Below are 16713 nucleotides of genomic sequence, written 5' to 3'. Positions count from 1 at the left end.
TATACCTGTCATGCAATATTCACACTTATCCCTGTCATGCACCTATTAGAGGGTGGTTGTGCGGGAATATCGCCTTCGAGGCACGAACTGATACATGCCCCGCCGCTTATTTGCTCTAACTGACTATCTGTTAATTCTATATGTGGATTCTGTGGTAACAATATATGTACCATTGTAGGCGTATTTTCTACCGCTTTGATTGTTACGCCTGCCGGAACTGCTATGCCCTGTTCTTTTAGTGCTGCATGGGTGTCTGAAAGCAGCCTTGCTTTGAACGCCTCATCGTTCCATGCCTTCTTGATTAACTCCTGCATCTTGTTTGCATTAGCATTCTTTTCTGACATTTGATAATACCTCCTGTAAGCTGGAGAACACTGTCTCCATAGTCTCATAATATGATGGCGACGCAATCTCTTCCAACGTAAGATATGTAAGGGTTATTATTGTGAGGAGTCTTGAGTTGTTCTTTTGAACATAAAATGCCTCTAAATTATGAGCGGCGCTGTGAATAAGCCTCTGTAAAACTATAAATGCACCATCGGACAGCGCGGGGTCACCCTTATAGTTTTCAAGCCTTCCCCCCTTTCTGTACTCAGGAAAATTCTCAAGCCCTATGAAGCGCAAAAACCACCCAGCCCTGAACTCATTAAACGCAGCGGTTATGCCAGAGAAATCCGCTATCAGTTCGTCCATAATGTTATTTTTCATAGATAAGAACAGCCGTTTGGTCAGATAATGGGCACATTCATGCTCACGGCGGATTATTAATGACTTGTCTTTCCATTCATTCACACCTATGCCCATCTCGGCGGCAGAGCAATTGCTGTACGGACCGTCGCTTAATATTATAAATTTATCCTGATACATAGTTACCTTAGACATCATGTCATCAAAAACAACTGCCCAGGGAATGAAACTGTTATCCCTTTCGTAATCGGCGCGCATCCTGTTTATCCTGTCCCAGTTATTATAACCAGATACGGTCAGTGCCCCCATTGACTCAGGGATTGCTGCTGGCTCGTTCCTCTGTGCAAGGCTGCGAACTATACTGGTGAAATCCTCTCTGCCATATGGCATTAACACGGGGATATGCCCGGCCACTGTCGGATGAATAATCAGGCGCAGCTCTTCGGGGTGTTTAAGTAATAAACCGCCGGAGCTGCCCTCAGACTTTACGCCCCTTAGTGTAACGTCTCTGTAGTGTTCGGTCTTGCTTATGCCGCTTTCTATTGGGAAATTCAACTGCACAAGGTACCTTCTTAATACGTCAAAGCAATTGCCGCCATTAATCTGGCTGTGATACTCCATCCACGGCCCGACAAATGCCTCGTCCTCAAGTGGGAGCCTGCCGGGGATACTCTCATGATTAAATACCAATTTATTATAGGCAATAATCTCGCCTATTTCATCACCTGCGGCGCCAAAGTGCCTGAGAGTGTTTACCCGTAAATCCAGTTTTGAGCTATCGTCTGTCATTGTCAATAATATGTTCTATTTTACCGTCTTTTACTTTGACAAGATACATTTCGTTGGTGTTCAACATCCCGGATTCGTCAAAGTTATATGTCCCGCAAAGCCCATTATGGCCTTTCATTTTGCTTATTTCCTGTGCAGCCTTTTCAGGCTCTGTAGTACCAGCGGCTGCCCAGGCATTTGTGAGAACCTTCACCGCTTCATAGGCATTTACTGCAAGATGACTAGGCTCATAATTGTATTTCTTGTTGAACTCACTTATAAATTGCTTTAGTTCGTCCGACATATTGTCATAGTTACAGGTGATAACAAAAACTTCGTCAGATAATTTATGGTTCGAAGAGACTAACAACCCTGGCTCTGCAACAGTCATCACGGGAATCTTCATACTGTTGTCCTTTAGTTCCCGCAATAAACTACCCAAATAAAAAGAAGGCGCAATAAACACTATCGCGTCAAACTCCAGGTTTGCCCACTTTCTTAGAGTGCTCTGATATGATACAACTGTGTTTATATTAAATGAGACGCTGTCAATAATTTTGATTTTACCCTCTGCGGCATTATAAAAAGTATTGAGAAACTTTATAGTAACCGGAGAGTTAACATAAGTTATGGCAACAGTTTTATATTTCATCTTCTGCATATGCCTTACAAACAACCCGGCAATGGCATCAGGCTGCGGTGTATAGGAAAATGCCATCTGCTGCTCACCTTTCGTTTGCTCAGGAATAAACTGACCGGGAGACATCAGAATCATCCCGCCCAGTTTATATATATCGGCCACAGATGATGTAATAAAACCAAACGTGTGGCCAATGACAGCCGTAATATCTGTATTGTATACGACTTCAGTCGCCAATAGCCGTGCCTTATTCAAATCTGCGGAGTCTTCCCTTGCTATCAGGTGAATCTTCCTTCCTTTTAACACATTCGTTTTATTAACTTCCTCAACGGCCAGTTCCACCCCGTCACGTAAATCAGCCCTGTTTTTTAGATCAGGTCTGCTTTTTGACATATCCCATGAACCGGCTACGGCAATCGTTATATCGCCTTTTGCCTTCTTTGCGCGTTTGGCGCGCTCTTCGGATATGCTGGCATCTTCACAGGCAAAACACAAGACAGTAATCATCAGTATGGCTGCTTTTATTTTCCTATAATTATAAGACATCGTCAGCTCCTCGGTTTTTTTTATGTCAACTGCCGTTTAGCCAGTTGAGCAAACAGACCATTTTTGTTCATCAGCTCCTCATAATTCCCTGTCTCCACCACACTACCCTTATCGATAACGATTATCTTATCGGCCTTAATAATAGTACTCAATCTATGGGCTATGACAAGTCTCGTTGCATGGAAGTTTTCAAGGCTATTGCTGACTATTGACTGAGTCAGGTTATCGAGGGCGCTTGTGGCCTCGTCAAAAAAGAATATCCTTGGTTTAGTGACCATCGCACGGGCTATCAAAATTCTCTGCTTCTGCCCGCCGGAAATCGTCGAAGCACCGGGTGGGATTACGGTGTGCATACCCATCGGCATAGAGATTATATCATCCTCGAGGCCGGTCATCCTTGCAGCCTCCCATGCGTCGTCAATCGTAAGATTATTCGCCCCGATGATGTTGGTGAATATATCGCCGGACATCAACTGGCCGTTTTGCAGTACAACCCCTATTTGTCTCCTTAACGAGTGTACGTCAAGTGACTGGATGTTCTGATTGTCATAGTAGACCGAGCCTCGCTCCGGTTTCTCAAAGCCTAAGAGCAGCCTCAGCAGCGTTGACTTTCCACTTCCCGATGTACCGACAATGGCAACAAATTCACCGGCATCGATCTGAAGCGAGAGGTCTTTTAATATATACTGTCCGCCCTCCTGATACCTGAAATAGATATTCTTTATCTCTATATCGCCGGACAGCTCACCGGGTTCAGTTTTTTCCAGCGTCACCTCCGGCATACTCAAAAATATTGGTTTTGCCCTGTTGTATATCGGTATTACCGCTATGATATTGACCAGTGTGGCTGACAACTGCATACCCGCTGATAAAAACTGAGTAAACGCAGACGTAAAAGATAAGAAATCCCCCATGCTCAACAATTTAAACATGTCCTTGTAATAATATACGCCGTATAAGACCATGAATGACACTACGGGGTATATGGAGTTCAATGCGGTGATTATATTTTTTACAAGGTTCGAGCTGAAATTATTACCCTTTTGGGTCTTAAACTGAGCGGCCCACTGTGCAAATCCCCTCATCTCGGAGCCTGAGACACGAAACTTCGCTATTCCTCCTATAAGCTGAAACACCATGCCGGATATCTTGCCGCTTAACTCAAATATCTTCTGCTGGTAATATACCACTATATACGACAGCGTACTCGTTATAACAGTCACCACTGCCACTATAGCAAAGGCTGTCAGCGCCAGCCACAGGTTATAGTAAAAGAGGAGAAAAAAGCTGAATACAGAAAATGTCGATGATATAATCGTGTTTGTCACAGAGCCGGTTATCAACTGCCTTATGCCGTCTATGCCCATCGCCCTGTTTGACAGGTCACCTACTGTGTACTGCCTGAAGAAACTTACGGGAAGTGCAAGCAGCCTGTCCCACACCGCCGCTTGCAGTGAGGCGTCTACCTTTCCCTCTACACGCAGCATTGCTATTGAACCCGTTAACTGAAACATCGCGGCTGCCAGCGCCCCAACCAACAGTGCAATCCCTATCTGCAAGAGCTGAGAGGTCTCAGCCATTGGTATTATCGAGTCAAATACCACCGATGTGCAAAGTGGTATAACAAGCCCAAGCAGCCCGCCAGCTACCCCCATCAGCAAGACTACAACTAGGTCTAAGAGATTCCTGAAGGAACTAAACCTTAATATGTTATACAGATTCATAGTCTCCTCGGGAAATGGCCTGTAAAACGAATATGCAAACTGGGCTATCGACTCCGCCGTCTGAGCGTTTACTCTTGTCTGTGTACCCTGTACCGTATCATACATTGTATAGTGTTTCTTATATATCAGGGCAACCGGTTGTTTATTGGCCTCGATAAAGCCAACCATCGGACCGTTGTCTCCCTCCCACCACCTGCCTTTTAAGGCCACACGCCTTGTCCTTATGCCAGACGCCTTGGCTATCAGATATAGCGGCTCTCTTAGTTTCAAAGCGCTGGGCGTTGAAACAGGGGCCTTAATGTTTATTGCCATATCACGGCCAACAAGTATGCTTGCCGCTAGTAACGGGTCGGCGGTTACGGCAGCCGCACTTACGGTCTTTTTTCTGGTCAACATCGTGGAGAATTCCCTTAGCGCTTCCCCCATCATGTCGTTGTCTTTTTCTATCTTGAGTTTCAGGCGCTGCTTTTCATATTCAATCTCACGAGATGCAGTGAGCCTGACACAGACGAGCATCATATCTTGAAAACTATCAATATATGTTAACTCAGGGTCTTCCCTTAAATAGTCTTTCGTACTGAACGTTTTAAGGCTGCATTCACCGTCTGTTTCTATAAAGCTCTCAGCAGACACTGGGAACATTGCCCCGATTGGTATTTGAAGATTCTCCTTCATTCCGACAAAGCTAAGATTTCCCTCAGAGGCCTTAATCCATACGATGTCTTTACTTGTCCTGAAATAACCTGTCTGAGACTGCTTGTACTCTTTGCCTGGCTCTATCAGTGTTACCTTCAGGGGCATATATTCGTTATGAGAATAATGCAGGAGCTGCTTTAACCAGCCGTCAATAAGGGCCGACAACTCATCGTCTGATAGATAGGCCTTTAATCTTTCTCTTGGCAGCCGTATCAGAGAGCTTCCCGTCTTTCCCTGAGCCAACAGGCCGGTGCCGCCCGTATCTCCCTTGTGTCCTATTATCAGGTCACCCGGCTCTAATGAAAACAAGTATCTCTTTGCAAAGGCATTGTCTTGCGCGCCTGATGAGAGAATATCTATGGCGCCATCACCAACAATCCACACGCTGCCGGGGTCAGCCAGGGGTATCCGGCGGTTGCTTTCCATGCCGGTCAATTGGCCGTATTTTGTTATCTCTTCTATTAGCTTTGGCAGCATTTTGGGCAGTTCAGGCATGTTTGATAAGCTCGCTATACAGACCTTCTGCGTTAATTAGTTCGTCGTGTGTGCCCCTTTGCACTATCTTTCCCTTTTCAAGGACAATAATCTCTTCGCAGTCTCGGATTGTGCTTAACCTATGGGCTACAATTACGCACGTGCAGCCGCGTCTTCTGAGGTTTTCATCGACTATCATCTCTGTACGCGGGTCAAGGGCGCTTGTAGCCTCATCAAGGATAACAATTGTGGGGTTTAGGACAAGTGCACGTGCTATCTCAAGGCGCTGCCTCTGACCGCCGCTGAAGTTTAAGCCGCCCTCCTCTAATACGCTGTCATATCCGCCGTCTCTTGCGGCTATGTCGTCATGAATACATGCGTCTTTGGACGCATTGACAACGTCGTCATCCCTGATTGTACTGTCCCATAGGGTTATATTATTTTTTATCGTATCGTTAAACAAAAAGATGTCCTGGTCAACAGCGCTAAGTGAGTTTGACATGGTAATGCGGTTTATCTGTCTGACTGGCGTGTGGTCAAAGAGGATTTCACCACCCCACGGTTCATAGAGCCCGGAAATCAGTTTGCCCACTGTTGATTTGCCGCTTCCTGAGCCTCCCACCAAGGCCACCCTGCTGCCCGGTGCAAGGGTTAAACTAAAATTCTCTATCAACGGGGGGTCAAGCCTGCTGTAGCCGAAACTCACATCTTTCAGCTCTACATAGCCCTGTAGTTTGGCCTTGTCTATCTCGCCGCCCCCGGGGGTTTCGTTATACACGGAGTCTATCTCATACTTCAGGACGTCGTCTAGTCTGTTTATATCTGCCTCTGTCTCCTGTATGGTGCTTCCAAGCGCTACTATCTGGTTTATCGGGGTTATGAAGCTGGTCATCAGGCTTTGAAATGCTACAAGCATTCCCACCGAAAGGCTCCCTTCGATGACCCTGAGCCCGCCGACTGTCAGAATGACTGCATTGTTTATCGATGTCAGAAGTACCGGCACTACGTTTAAGCGCTGGCTGCTGATGCCAAGCGTCTGCTGCGACGTTATAGCCTTTGCCTGATAGCCTGCCCACCTGGAGAAGAAGTCAGACTCCGCCCCCGTTGCCTTTAGTGTCTCGATGGTCTGAAGGCCGTCCATTGCCGCGCCAAGCAGTTTGCCTTTATCCTGTTGCAGCTTCTTATTTACGTCGGTTCTTGATCTCGATATATATTTTAAGAAGAGGAAATTTACAAGCGCTATCCCAATTGCAATCAATGTCAGCACTATGTCGTAGAAAAACATGACTACGGCGTAAAATAGTATCATCATCAGGTTTATCATGTTGGTAGCTAAGGTGCCGGACAAGAGTGTCGCAATGCGGTCGTTGATAGAAACCCTGTTTGAAATGTCTCCGGCATAGCGCTGTGTGAAAAACACTATGGGAAGGCGAAGCACATGCCAGAGGAATTTACTTGACGATGTCACTGCAAACTTTGTCTCAAGTTTTGCCAGATAGTACTGCTGTATCCATGTCAGCAGAAAATTAATCAGAGCCGTCGCTGCCATACCCCACAACAGCGGATATATCCACTTCTTCATCCCGTTTACCAGGATGTCGTCAACAAACACCTTTGAAAAAATTGGAATTATTATCCCCGGCACGACCAGAAACAGGCTTGTTATGACAACATACAAAAGGGCTGCCTCAGAACCTTTCAGCCTCCGTGTAAGCGAGCGCGCCATGCTGGATTTCTCGCCTCCGGGTTTAAAATCAGGGCCTTTTTCAAAGATAAGTATAACCCCTGTAAAAGAACCGTCAAACTCCTCAAGCGTCAAACGCCTTGGCCCTGAGCCGGGGTCATTAATATATACTGTACCCTTTTTAAAACCCTCCAGCACCACAAAATGATTAAAATTCCAGAACACTATAGCAGGCAGGTGCGCCTCATACACACCCTCAAGCTCCATCTTAAATCCCTTTGCTACTAACCCGTATTTCCGTGCGGCAATCAACACGTTGCTTGCCTTGCTGCCGTCGCGCGACACACCGCACTCCATTCTGAGTTTCTCCAGCGGAACAAACAACCCGTAATAACCCAGTATCATTGCCAACGCCGCAGCACCGCACTCAACGGCCTCCATCTGCAAGACCGTCGGTGTCACTGCCCTCGTATTTGGTATCTTCGCCTCAGCCAATGCTATTGTCCTAACACATATTTTTTAAACAGCGGGATCACATAGCTTATGGGTTTTTGTTCATCCACAATAAATGTCGCTGTACACAAAGTACCCGCAGTCACTTTGAGCTTGCCCCCTCTGGGGGATGACCACTTATATCCTGATGTAGTATCACTGGTAGGGATAAAATCTACGATTACGCTAAACGGTAAACCGTTTTTTGTTATCGTATCCACCATATTTTTATTGTGCAGCTTGTTCATCATATCCTCAGCCGTTGCCGGATACCCTGAGACATATGTTACTATACCAAGCATATAGCCATACATGTCCTTCTGGGCGGTGTCCGGGGACAACTGTACCATCATACCGGATTGAATGCGCTTTGCGTCTGCCGATGTTACATACAGCGTTGCCCTGAGATTAATGATATTTGCCCCTATCAGCTCTATGCTGGCTATCGGGGTATTGGCTTGTACATAGGTGCCAAGGCCTGCCGAAATGCCTATTATCTTGCCCGTATAGTATGACACAACTGCGGCGTTAAGGTCATATCTGTTTTGAAGTATCTTTATGTTTGATTCCTTGCTGTTTATCTGCTGCTGTAGATTGGCAATGGTTTGGCGGTTGGTGTTCTCATGTTGAATGGTTTGTACGGAGACCTGCTCCAGTTGGCTTTGATAGTCCTTGATATTTGACAGTGCGGTGTCGTATGACTGCTTGGAGGTTATCAGGTCCTGTTTGGTGATAAGCCCGTCTTTTAGCAGCGCCTCCTGGTCGCTTATCTTTTCCTTGAGCCATTCGATTTGTGTATTGGCGTCTGCAATCTTTTTCTCCAGGGCCGATTTTTGCTTTTGCTCATATTCCTTTGACAGGCGTGTGTCCAGACCGGTGTAGCCCTTCATCTGCTCGTATTGCCTGTTTAGTACATCAAGCTCCATTTTGGCGTTTTTTATCTGGCCCAATAAGTCCATCTGGTCAACTCTGGCCACTGCCTGCCCGCTGTAGACAATATCACCAGGGTTTACCCTTATGTCAGATATGTAGCCGTTGGACTGTGATACTATATCAGACACACCGCCTGTCTCCATCAGGAGACCTGTACCGCTCAGTACGGTTGGAATAGCCCCAAAATAACTCCATATCACGGTTATGATTATTATCATACCAAGGGCTAAGATGGAGACCCACCCTATGGGTGAGGTTATTGTCATCAGCTTATCGAGTTCCTCCGGCGAGGAAAGCCGTTCAAGGGAGACCTTTCTGAATATTTCAGGTGAGCCCATAGTTATTCTCCTGTTATCTTTGGCAGCGATATAAGGTTGTCAATATTATATACATACTTCCCGTCATCCTTCGAAAGAAGTGTGCCCGTTTGATACCGTACTATGACTATTGAGTTAAGCAGTGCGTTTTCGGCGTCTGCCTCGGCAAGCTGGGCGTTTGTCAGGTAGTTCTCCATATCAATGGTGTTGTTTAGCGTTGTTGCCCCCATGCTCAGCTTCTTGTGTTCGTTGTCTGTTGCCTTTTTATAATATGTAACGCTATTGTGTGCCTCCTCATATCTCTTTATGCTGTTTCTGCACATGTTTAAGGCGTTTACGACATTAGCCTTGACCGTGATTGTACTGTTTGTCAGATTTAAGACAGACTGTTCATAGCCTGCCTTCTGCTGGATAAAGGCACCGATGGCCGCGTTGTTTCTCAGGGGGAGGTTAAGGCTCAACTGTGCAGAGATGTTAGGCCCTGCCATGTTTTTACCATACGACGTAAAGTATTCACTGAAGTAGTCCTTCTCAGAAAGCCCGTTATAGCCGCCGGAGAGGGTCAGATTGAGCTGTGGCAGCATGTTTTTCTTTGCCGCCGTTAAGAGTACCTTCTGAGCGTCAACCTGCCTTTTCAGTGATTTCAGATCATTTCGCCGCTCAAGGGCAAGTTCCACTAATCTGCCGTCAACCGCCGGGGCGTTGACCGTTAGATTATCAAAATTTTCGCTCTTAAAAGAGATTGGTGTGAGTTTCCATATCTGCTCGTCCCCTAGTCCCATCATAAGCCCCAGATTCACCTGCGCCTGTACAATATTCTGCTCCGAGCTTATCCTGCTTGAGGCTGTAGATGCCAGGTTTGCCTTTACCTGTTCGATGTTAGCCGCAGGCTGATTGCCGTAGTCTATCAGTTTTTGAGTATTCACAAGCAATTGCTTTGCCCTGTCCTCGCTTTCCCTGTATATCTGCAGGGTCTTGAACGTCTGGTACAAAGACCAGTAGTATTGTACTGCCTGGAGCACCTGCTGGGCGACATAGTCGTCAAGATTGAGGTTGCTTGCCTCGTAGGAAATTTCCGCTGCCTTTTCGTTTGCCGCCGCTACGTCTTCCCCCAGTCCCTTTAGCAGCGGGATGGTTACATTCAAAGAAAAAGACGCGACGTTCGTCACATTTGCATCCAGTGAAGCAGAGGCAGCCCTTGACATGGCGTGTGTCTTTGTCAGTTGAAATGTAGGAGATACGCTGATACCAGAACGAAACTGCTTATTCACGCCTACGGTGTATTGGGTTACGTCCTCTCTGATTGACGGCGAGCCTAATTGCACGGACAGTGATTTGACGTTTGGGGTGTCAGTGCGCGCATATCCAATGACAGATGTGATAGTCTCATCAAACGTTCCGCTTTGGCTCTGCCAGGCGCCCTTTGCTGAGTCTACGCTTTTTGTGTTTATTAGTATATTGGGATTAGATGCTATAACAGTGCTTACCACCTCAAGCAGCCGCGTCTCCTTTGTCTCCTCCGCGTACACACCGCCGATATAAGCACATATCACCACACACATTAACATGAGCAGTGTCGTGATTACTCTTTTTCGATTTAACATCATCTTAACATCAACAGGCTTAACATGTGCTGCCCCCTCTGAGCCCTCTGAGCCAAGCGGCGTAGGGCAGGCTCAAATCTGTGCCGTTTAAAATTAATCCTTCTATTTCAGAAATGTCAACCTTTAATCTTATGCTTTGTGAATTATACTCAATAAAATCAGCGTGAGTGGGGCGTGATTTGTTGAGAGGTACATTAAATCTGGCAGTCAGGAGCCTCGCAGCCTTTCTGTTCATACCCGAGCTAGTGAAGTTTGCAGCCCCAGGGTCAAGGTCTCTTTCGTCTTGTCTGTCAATGGATGTGATGCCGTATTTCTCCGGGTTATAGTAAATCGGTGAGCCATAGGAGATGAAAAACGTGTTATACAGGTAGTTTGTGATTGTGTTATTTTTTGTCAGCTCCGTTATTTTGTCAAAACCGGCAGCGGCCTCTTCTTCTGTCTCCGTAGGAAACCCTGTTATCATATATGCAAATACATTTATCCCTGCCCATTTAAAGTTTGGCAGTATACGCTCCAGTATAGATACCTTTGTTCCCTTTTGCATCAGCTTGAGAATCCTGTCATTATATGACTCCAGCCCAATGACCGCAGTCGAACACCCGGCCTCCCTGTACAGCATCAATCTGCCCAGGTCAATAAGCGGGTCGGCCTTCAAGTGGCAAAACCACTTTATCCCGGCCTTCTTGTCTATCAGCCCTCTGGAGAGGGCCTCAAGCATACGTGGCTCGCAGGCCTCGTCTATGAAGTGAAATATATCTACTCCAGTCTCTTCTTTAATCTTCAATATGCTATTTAAGGAGTGTCCGGCCTCCGGCTGCCGGTAATCGCTGACCATTGGCAGCCTGCTCCTGCAAAAGCTGCACCGTGCCCAGTAACACCCCCTTGAGAGCCTCAGAGAAAGCCACATGCCGTTGTTAAACCCAAAATAACGCCTCAGATTAAAGACATTATAATCAGGGGTTGGAAGCGTCTCGATTGCCGGAGATTTCTCAGGCGGGTTTGCCGTTATCCTCCCGCCATTAGACAAATAAATAAGCCCGGGGATTTTTGAAAAATCAGGCACTTCAACACCAGACAGCTCATGGTGCAGTCTCACCAGCGGCACCTCACCGGAGTCAAGCACTATGCTGTCAATAACGCCAAAAATATCTGGGTTCCTTACGTTTCTCATAAAACACGATACAAAAGGCCCCCCTATCGTTATGTGAACCTCCGGCAAGAGCCTTCTCAGTGCCCGCGCACACCTGAAGGCGCTCAGAAACTGGCCTTGAAAACAGATAGATATCCCCGCTATTAATGGTTTTTTATTACCAATTACACAGGGCAGGACTTTTTCATAAAACCCGGACAACAGTCCCCCGGCCTCAGAGCCTTTGAGGACATCAGCGCTTGTAAACTCATCATAGATATTCTTATAGTCAAGGAACCCCTCCTTGTTTGTGTCGAACTGTTCAGGGAAGAAGCGGCTTGCAGTTATGGCAAGTATGCTGTTCAAAAGAGATGCGGCAGGCTTACTGCCCCGCTGCCATGCCGCAAGTATGTCTTCTGGGGCAGCCCCAAGCGCCTGCCATGCCTTGACCAGGTGCATGTACTCAATCTTTTCGTCAAACCGGAGACTGCCCTTAGTGTTTAACGTCTCAATCCTCTCAAATGCAAAGTCCATACCTCTGATGATATTATCTCTTTGAAGAAAGTCGTGATAGAACTCTATGTTTGCATCAAACACGGTTATCTCTATGCCGTGTGCCCTGAGATATGGTGTCAGCGCCGGGATGCTCATATAGGGGTGCATGAACGAACCGAAGGGTGGATTTATCAGTAGTATGCTCATGTCCTATGCCTCAGTCATCATTATTTTGGCTTCATTTTAGCATCATTTTGGCTTTAGCGGTTCTGACAACCTTTTCAGCAGTAAGGCGTATGGAAGCGCCGCATTAGTGCCGTCAAACACTGTACGCTGAATCTCTGTCATGTCGAAGTTTAACCTCAACGGCTGTCCATTTAGTGTCACAGAATCAATCTGGTCTGTGGCCTGTTTATCAGACGTGCGGTCTTTGTTAAATCTGATGCTCGCGGCTACTGCCGCTGGTCTTGGCATACCTCCTGCGGCCTCAAACTCAAAGATATCAGGGTCGAGGTCACGCTCAGGCTGCCTGTCTATGTTTATTATCCCGTATTGCTCAGGGCTGAAATACACCGGTGAGCCATATGTAATATGATATAAGTGGAAGATATAGTTGTCAATTGTGCCGTCAGTTAAAAACTCCTTAATCCGCTTAAACGATGATTCAGCCTCCTCAAGTGTCTCAGTTGGAAACCCTGTAATCATATAAACGCTTGTGTTAAGCCCTGCCCATTTAATGTTCGACAGCACATTGTCAACAAGGGACGTAGTCGTGCCCTTTTGCATTAGCCTTAATATCCTGTTGTTATATGACTCAAGTCCGGCGGCTAAGGACATACAGCCAGCGGCCCTGTAGAGGGACAGCCTTTCAAGATTAAACAGCGGGTCTATTCTGATATGCGTAAACCATCTTATCTGGCTCCTTTCACTTATCATCTTTTTTGATAGTGCCTCGAGGATTCTTGGGTCTGCGGCGTCGTCTGAAAAGTGCAGGTTTCTTACGCCTGTGGATTCACATATATTAATGATCTGGTCATAAAGATAATCTTCCTCTGGCTGCTGGTAATCGCAGACAAGGCTTAACTTGCTCCTGCAAAAAGTACATCGCGCCCAGTAGCAGCCCCTTGAGAGCCGTGTAGAGAGCCACATGTTTTGTTTCTTGTTAAAATACCTGTCAAGGTCGAAGGCATTGTAATCAGGGGCAGGCAGCTCATGGAGGTCTAATAGCACAGGCGGGTCGTTTTTCTTAATAACCCCATTGGACAGATAAACCATGCCCGGGACCTTAGCAAGATTAGGGACATGGCTCTTTATCTCCTCATACAACCTCATAAGCGGTATCTCACCGGCGTCGAGGCAAAGGGTGTCGATGGTATTAAATATTTCACGTTTTGTTACATTTCTCATAAAACAGGAGATAAACGGCCCGCCAAGTGTGACATGAATATCCTTATCAACCTTTTTAACCGCGTCGGCAAACCTGAAGGCATTGAGGAACTGGTTCTGAAAATATACGGATATCCCCACGATCTCAGGTCTTTTGCGCCGTATTAGTGGAGAGATAACCTTGTTCAGATACTCTGATATAATGCCTGCAGAATCTATACTTTTTATGACCTCTGAGCTGTTAAACTCATCAAACGGGCTGTTATAAACAACGATGTTGTCGCTGTTCGAAAATAGTCTCTCTGGGAAGTGTCGGCTTACGGCCATGCTTAGGGCGCTATAAAACAGGTCCTTGCCGCAGTCGCCGCCGCTTTCAAATATATCAAGTATGTCCTCGGGATTAACGGCACACTGTGACGCCCTGTTTAAAGCGCTTACAAGGCTGCTATATTCTATCATCTCATCAAACTGCAAGGCTTGTTTAGCGTTGAGTTCTTTTATGCGCTCATGGGCGTATTTTTTACCGTCTGACACGTTGTCTTTTCTCAGGCAGTAGTGGTAGAAGTCAATATTGGCGTCGAATGCCTCAACAGCAATCCCCTTTCCCTTTAAAAAGGCCACAAGGGTTGGAATGCTGATATATGGATTAGACGGCGAGACGAATGGAATATTTATCAGCAAAATGCCCATTAATTACCCCCTTGCTTATAAGTCTTAGTGGTTGTCTCTAACCATTCATAAAACGGCATCCCTGGGGTGATGCGGGCAGTCTCAACTTTAATATCGTCTGCTAGCTCCACCGCGTTATAGTTTATATTATATACCATGTTATTAATCAAGAGTGTATTGGCGTCATGTGTCTTTTCAGTTGTTTTTTCGGGCTTGATAAAATTATTAAAGGCAATTTCAAGCGCTGCGGCCTGTTCTCTTGACATCCCGGCGCACTGGAAATCACTGATTGGGGGGTCGAGGTCTTCGCCGTCGTGTTTTATCATCTTGTCGATATGGTAGTGGCCGGGGTTGTCATATATGTCAGAGTATGGCGCTATGTTAAACGAATGGTATCTGAAATGGGTTATCTTACCCTCTGTGTACAGGGTCTTAACCTTTTCAAACCCTGCGATTGCCTCCTCCTCAGTCTCAGTAGGGAATCCTACTATCATATATAAAATTACGCCAAGCCCGGCCCATGCCAGGTTTGACAACACCTCGTCTATCAACGCGGTAGACGTGCCTTTTTTCATCAACCGGAGGATTCTGTCATTATAGGACTCAAGCCCTATGAACACAGAAAAACACCCCGCCCTTCTGAAAAGCAATGCCCGCTCTATGGTAAATCTCTTGTCAAACCTGACGTTTACAGACCAGCGTAGTGCGATATTCTCCTCTATAATCCTTTGTGACAGGGCTTCAAGCACATCCAATGAGGCAGAGTCATCTGTAAAGTTGATGATAGCGCTGCCGGTTTTCTCCTTTACCGCGATTATCTGCCTGAGGAGATAGTCTGCTGGCGGCTGATTGTGCCCGTGAATAAAGGAGAGCTTTGTGCGGCAAAAGCTGCACCTTGACCAGTAACAGCCACGCGATAATCTCAGAAGTATGGGCATTTTACTGCCTGACAAGATGTACTTGTCCAAAGGGAGCAGCTCATAGGCAGGGGGCGGCAGTGTCTCAAGGGGCGGCGCTGCAGTCTTATGGTTTATCACTATCTTATTGTCTTTGCAATAGATGAGATTAGGGATATTGTCCAAATCAGGGCCCAAATCAGTGCCCAAATCAGGCTGTGACTTTTGCAGTTCCAGAGCCAGCATCTCAAGTGGTACCTCGCCTTCGTCAACAATCAGGCTGTCCACATATTTAAATATGCCGGTGTTTGTGATATTACGCATATGGCATGAAACGAACGCCCCGCCTAAGACGACATGTGTGTTGGGGCAGAGCTCTTTTATTACCTTAGCACACCTGAACGCAGCATGAATCTGATCTGGAAATGTGGCGGAAATCCCCACAAGCGACAGTTCCCTGTCCTTAATAAATTCCCGGACAATCGGGTCAAGCACCCTGGGCAGCAGGCCAGAGTTATCCTCAAGGGCGCTTAAAATCTGCTGAGATGAGAACTTCCTGTACTTATTAATGTAATTAAGTATCCTGTAGCTCTCAATATATTCGATGATTTCAGGGTAGTAAGCAGCACAGGAGATTCTGACAGCATTTTTTGCATTTTCAATAATTTCACTGATGTTAGTGCCGCTGCGCCCTCTGCCTCGCACGTCTACCGTCCTCAGCGCCATGACAAGACGTATGTACTCATATGCCTCAATAAATGAAAGTTCAGAGCTGCTGTTTAGACAGGTAAATCTATTTACGGCAAACTCCAGCGCCTTGGTCATGTTGTCAGGGTTTAATAAACGGCTGAAGAGTTCAATATTTGCATCCAATACATCTACGCCTATATCTCTTGAGCGCAGATATGCACCCAGTACAGGGATACTGATATAAGGGCCGTCCAGAGAACCAAACGGCGGGTATATTAGCGCTATTTTCAATTTATAAGTCTCATCTTATGATAACCTGTGTTCGGTCGGCAACCCCCGACTACAGTCGAATGCGGTTCTACAAGGATTTTGATGGGATGCATTGCTATATGCGTTTCTCGGCAGCAAAAAGGCGCACGAGGCGGCAACGCCGCACTACAACATTTGGTAAACCACTCGATTTGTTCATTGACTTACCTCACATAATTATATAGCAGATATCAACACACGTACCCTAGTAGAGCATTTATCGGCAGATAATGTCAACGTATTATAGCAGTCCTAAATCCATCATGCTGTACTTTAGGACTGGATACGCGGCGTACCGGACATGGTATGCGAGATAGTATCACCTGGCTCATATGAAAGGGATACCGAAGTCAAACGGGCTGTCTACGAAAAATACAAAGTGCCGGAGTTTTGGGTAGTTATACCGGAGTTGCAAATGATAGAGATATTAACTATTGAAAACGGCAGATATATGAAACACTCAATCGCAGAACTTGAAGGCATAGTAACATCTAAGGTCATAGAAGGCTTAATAATCGACGTAAAGGACATATTTGGCTAACATTTCCTGATAAAAATTCTCACGTAATGCCTC

At 46.2% G+C, this 16713-nt stretch carries 11 protein-coding genes; 1 reads left to right on the top strand and 10 read right to left on the bottom strand.

All coding sequences use genetic code 11. The features are described 5' to 3' along the window. Positions 1-8 precede the first annotated feature (8 nt). From ASN18_RS14275 to ASN18_RS14230, 10 genes are read right to left on the bottom strand one after another with little or no spacing between them, the layout of a single operon-like run. Positions 9-344, bottom strand: a complete 336-nt coding sequence (locus ASN18_RS14275) for an NHLP leader peptide family RiPP precursor (RefSeq protein ID WP_157073015.1) — start codon at positions 342-344, stop codon at positions 9-11. Then, positions 325-1476 carry a DUF7005 family protein gene (locus ASN18_RS14270; RefSeq protein ID WP_236861779.1) on the bottom strand — a complete coding sequence of 384 codons (1152 nt, stop codon included), beginning with the start codon at positions 1474-1476 and terminating at the stop codon, positions 325-327. The genes ASN18_RS14275 and ASN18_RS14270 overlap by 20 nt, the downstream gene beginning before the upstream one ends. Then, entirely contained in the window at positions 1463-2641 is a 1179-nt protein-coding gene (locus ASN18_RS14265) for an ABC transporter substrate-binding protein (RefSeq protein WP_085053455.1), read from the bottom strand. The genes ASN18_RS14270 and ASN18_RS14265 overlap by 14 nt, the downstream gene beginning before the upstream one ends. A gap of 20 nt (positions 2642-2661) precedes the next feature. Continuing rightward, complete coding sequence (locus ASN18_RS14260) at positions 2662-5556, bottom strand: NHLP bacteriocin export ABC transporter permease/ATPase subunit (RefSeq protein ID WP_085053454.1); 2895 nt, start codon at positions 5554-5556, stop codon at positions 2662-2664. After that, entirely contained in the window at positions 5549-7714 is a 2166-nt protein-coding gene (locus tag ASN18_RS14255) for an NHLP family bacteriocin export ABC transporter peptidase/permease/ATPase subunit (protein ID WP_236861778.1), read from the bottom strand. The genes ASN18_RS14260 and ASN18_RS14255 overlap by 8 nt, the downstream gene beginning before the upstream one ends. Before the next feature lie 2 nt (positions 7715-7716). Continuing rightward, positions 7717-8982: an NHLP bacteriocin system secretion protein gene (locus ASN18_RS14250; protein WP_085053453.1), complete on the bottom strand. Its 1266-nt coding sequence runs from the start codon at positions 8980-8982 to the stop codon at positions 7717-7719. A gap of 2 nt (positions 8983-8984) precedes the next feature. Further along, a complete protein-coding gene (locus tag ASN18_RS14245) occupies positions 8985-10568 on the bottom strand; it encodes a TolC family protein (protein WP_085053452.1) in 1584 nt (527 codons plus the stop codon). A gap of 16 nt (positions 10569-10584) precedes the next feature. Continuing rightward, positions 10585-12396: a B12-binding domain-containing radical SAM protein gene (locus tag ASN18_RS14240; protein WP_085053451.1), complete on the bottom strand. Its 1812-nt coding sequence runs from the start codon at positions 12394-12396 to the stop codon at positions 10585-10587. Positions 12397-12438: 42 nt separating this feature from the next. After that, complete coding sequence (locus tag ASN18_RS14235) at positions 12439-14265, bottom strand: B12-binding domain-containing radical SAM protein (RefSeq protein ID WP_085053450.1); 1827 nt, start codon at positions 14263-14265, stop codon at positions 12439-12441. Beyond that, positions 14265-16121, bottom strand: coding sequence for a B12-binding domain-containing radical SAM protein (locus ASN18_RS14230; RefSeq protein ID WP_085053449.1), 1857 nt, complete (start codon positions 16119-16121; stop codon positions 14265-14267). The genes ASN18_RS14235 and ASN18_RS14230 overlap by 1 nt, the downstream gene beginning before the upstream one ends. Positions 16122-16440: 319 nt before the next feature. Between ASN18_RS14230 and ASN18_RS14225 the strand changes: the two genes are divergently transcribed. After that, positions 16441-16680 (top strand): Uma2 family endonuclease, encoded by a 240-nt coding sequence (locus tag ASN18_RS14225; protein ID WP_085053448.1) that lies wholly within the window; start codon positions 16441-16443, stop codon positions 16678-16680. Positions 16681-16713 lie beyond the last annotated feature (33 nt).

Origin of the sequence: Candidatus Magnetominusculus xianensis (assembly GCA_001541255.1) — a bacterium.
GTDB classification, from domain to species: Bacteria; Nitrospirota; Thermodesulfovibrionia; order Thermodesulfovibrionales; family Magnetobacteriaceae; genus Magnetominusculus; species Magnetominusculus xianensis.
This window is presented reverse-complemented; position numbering and strand designations above follow the sequence as displayed.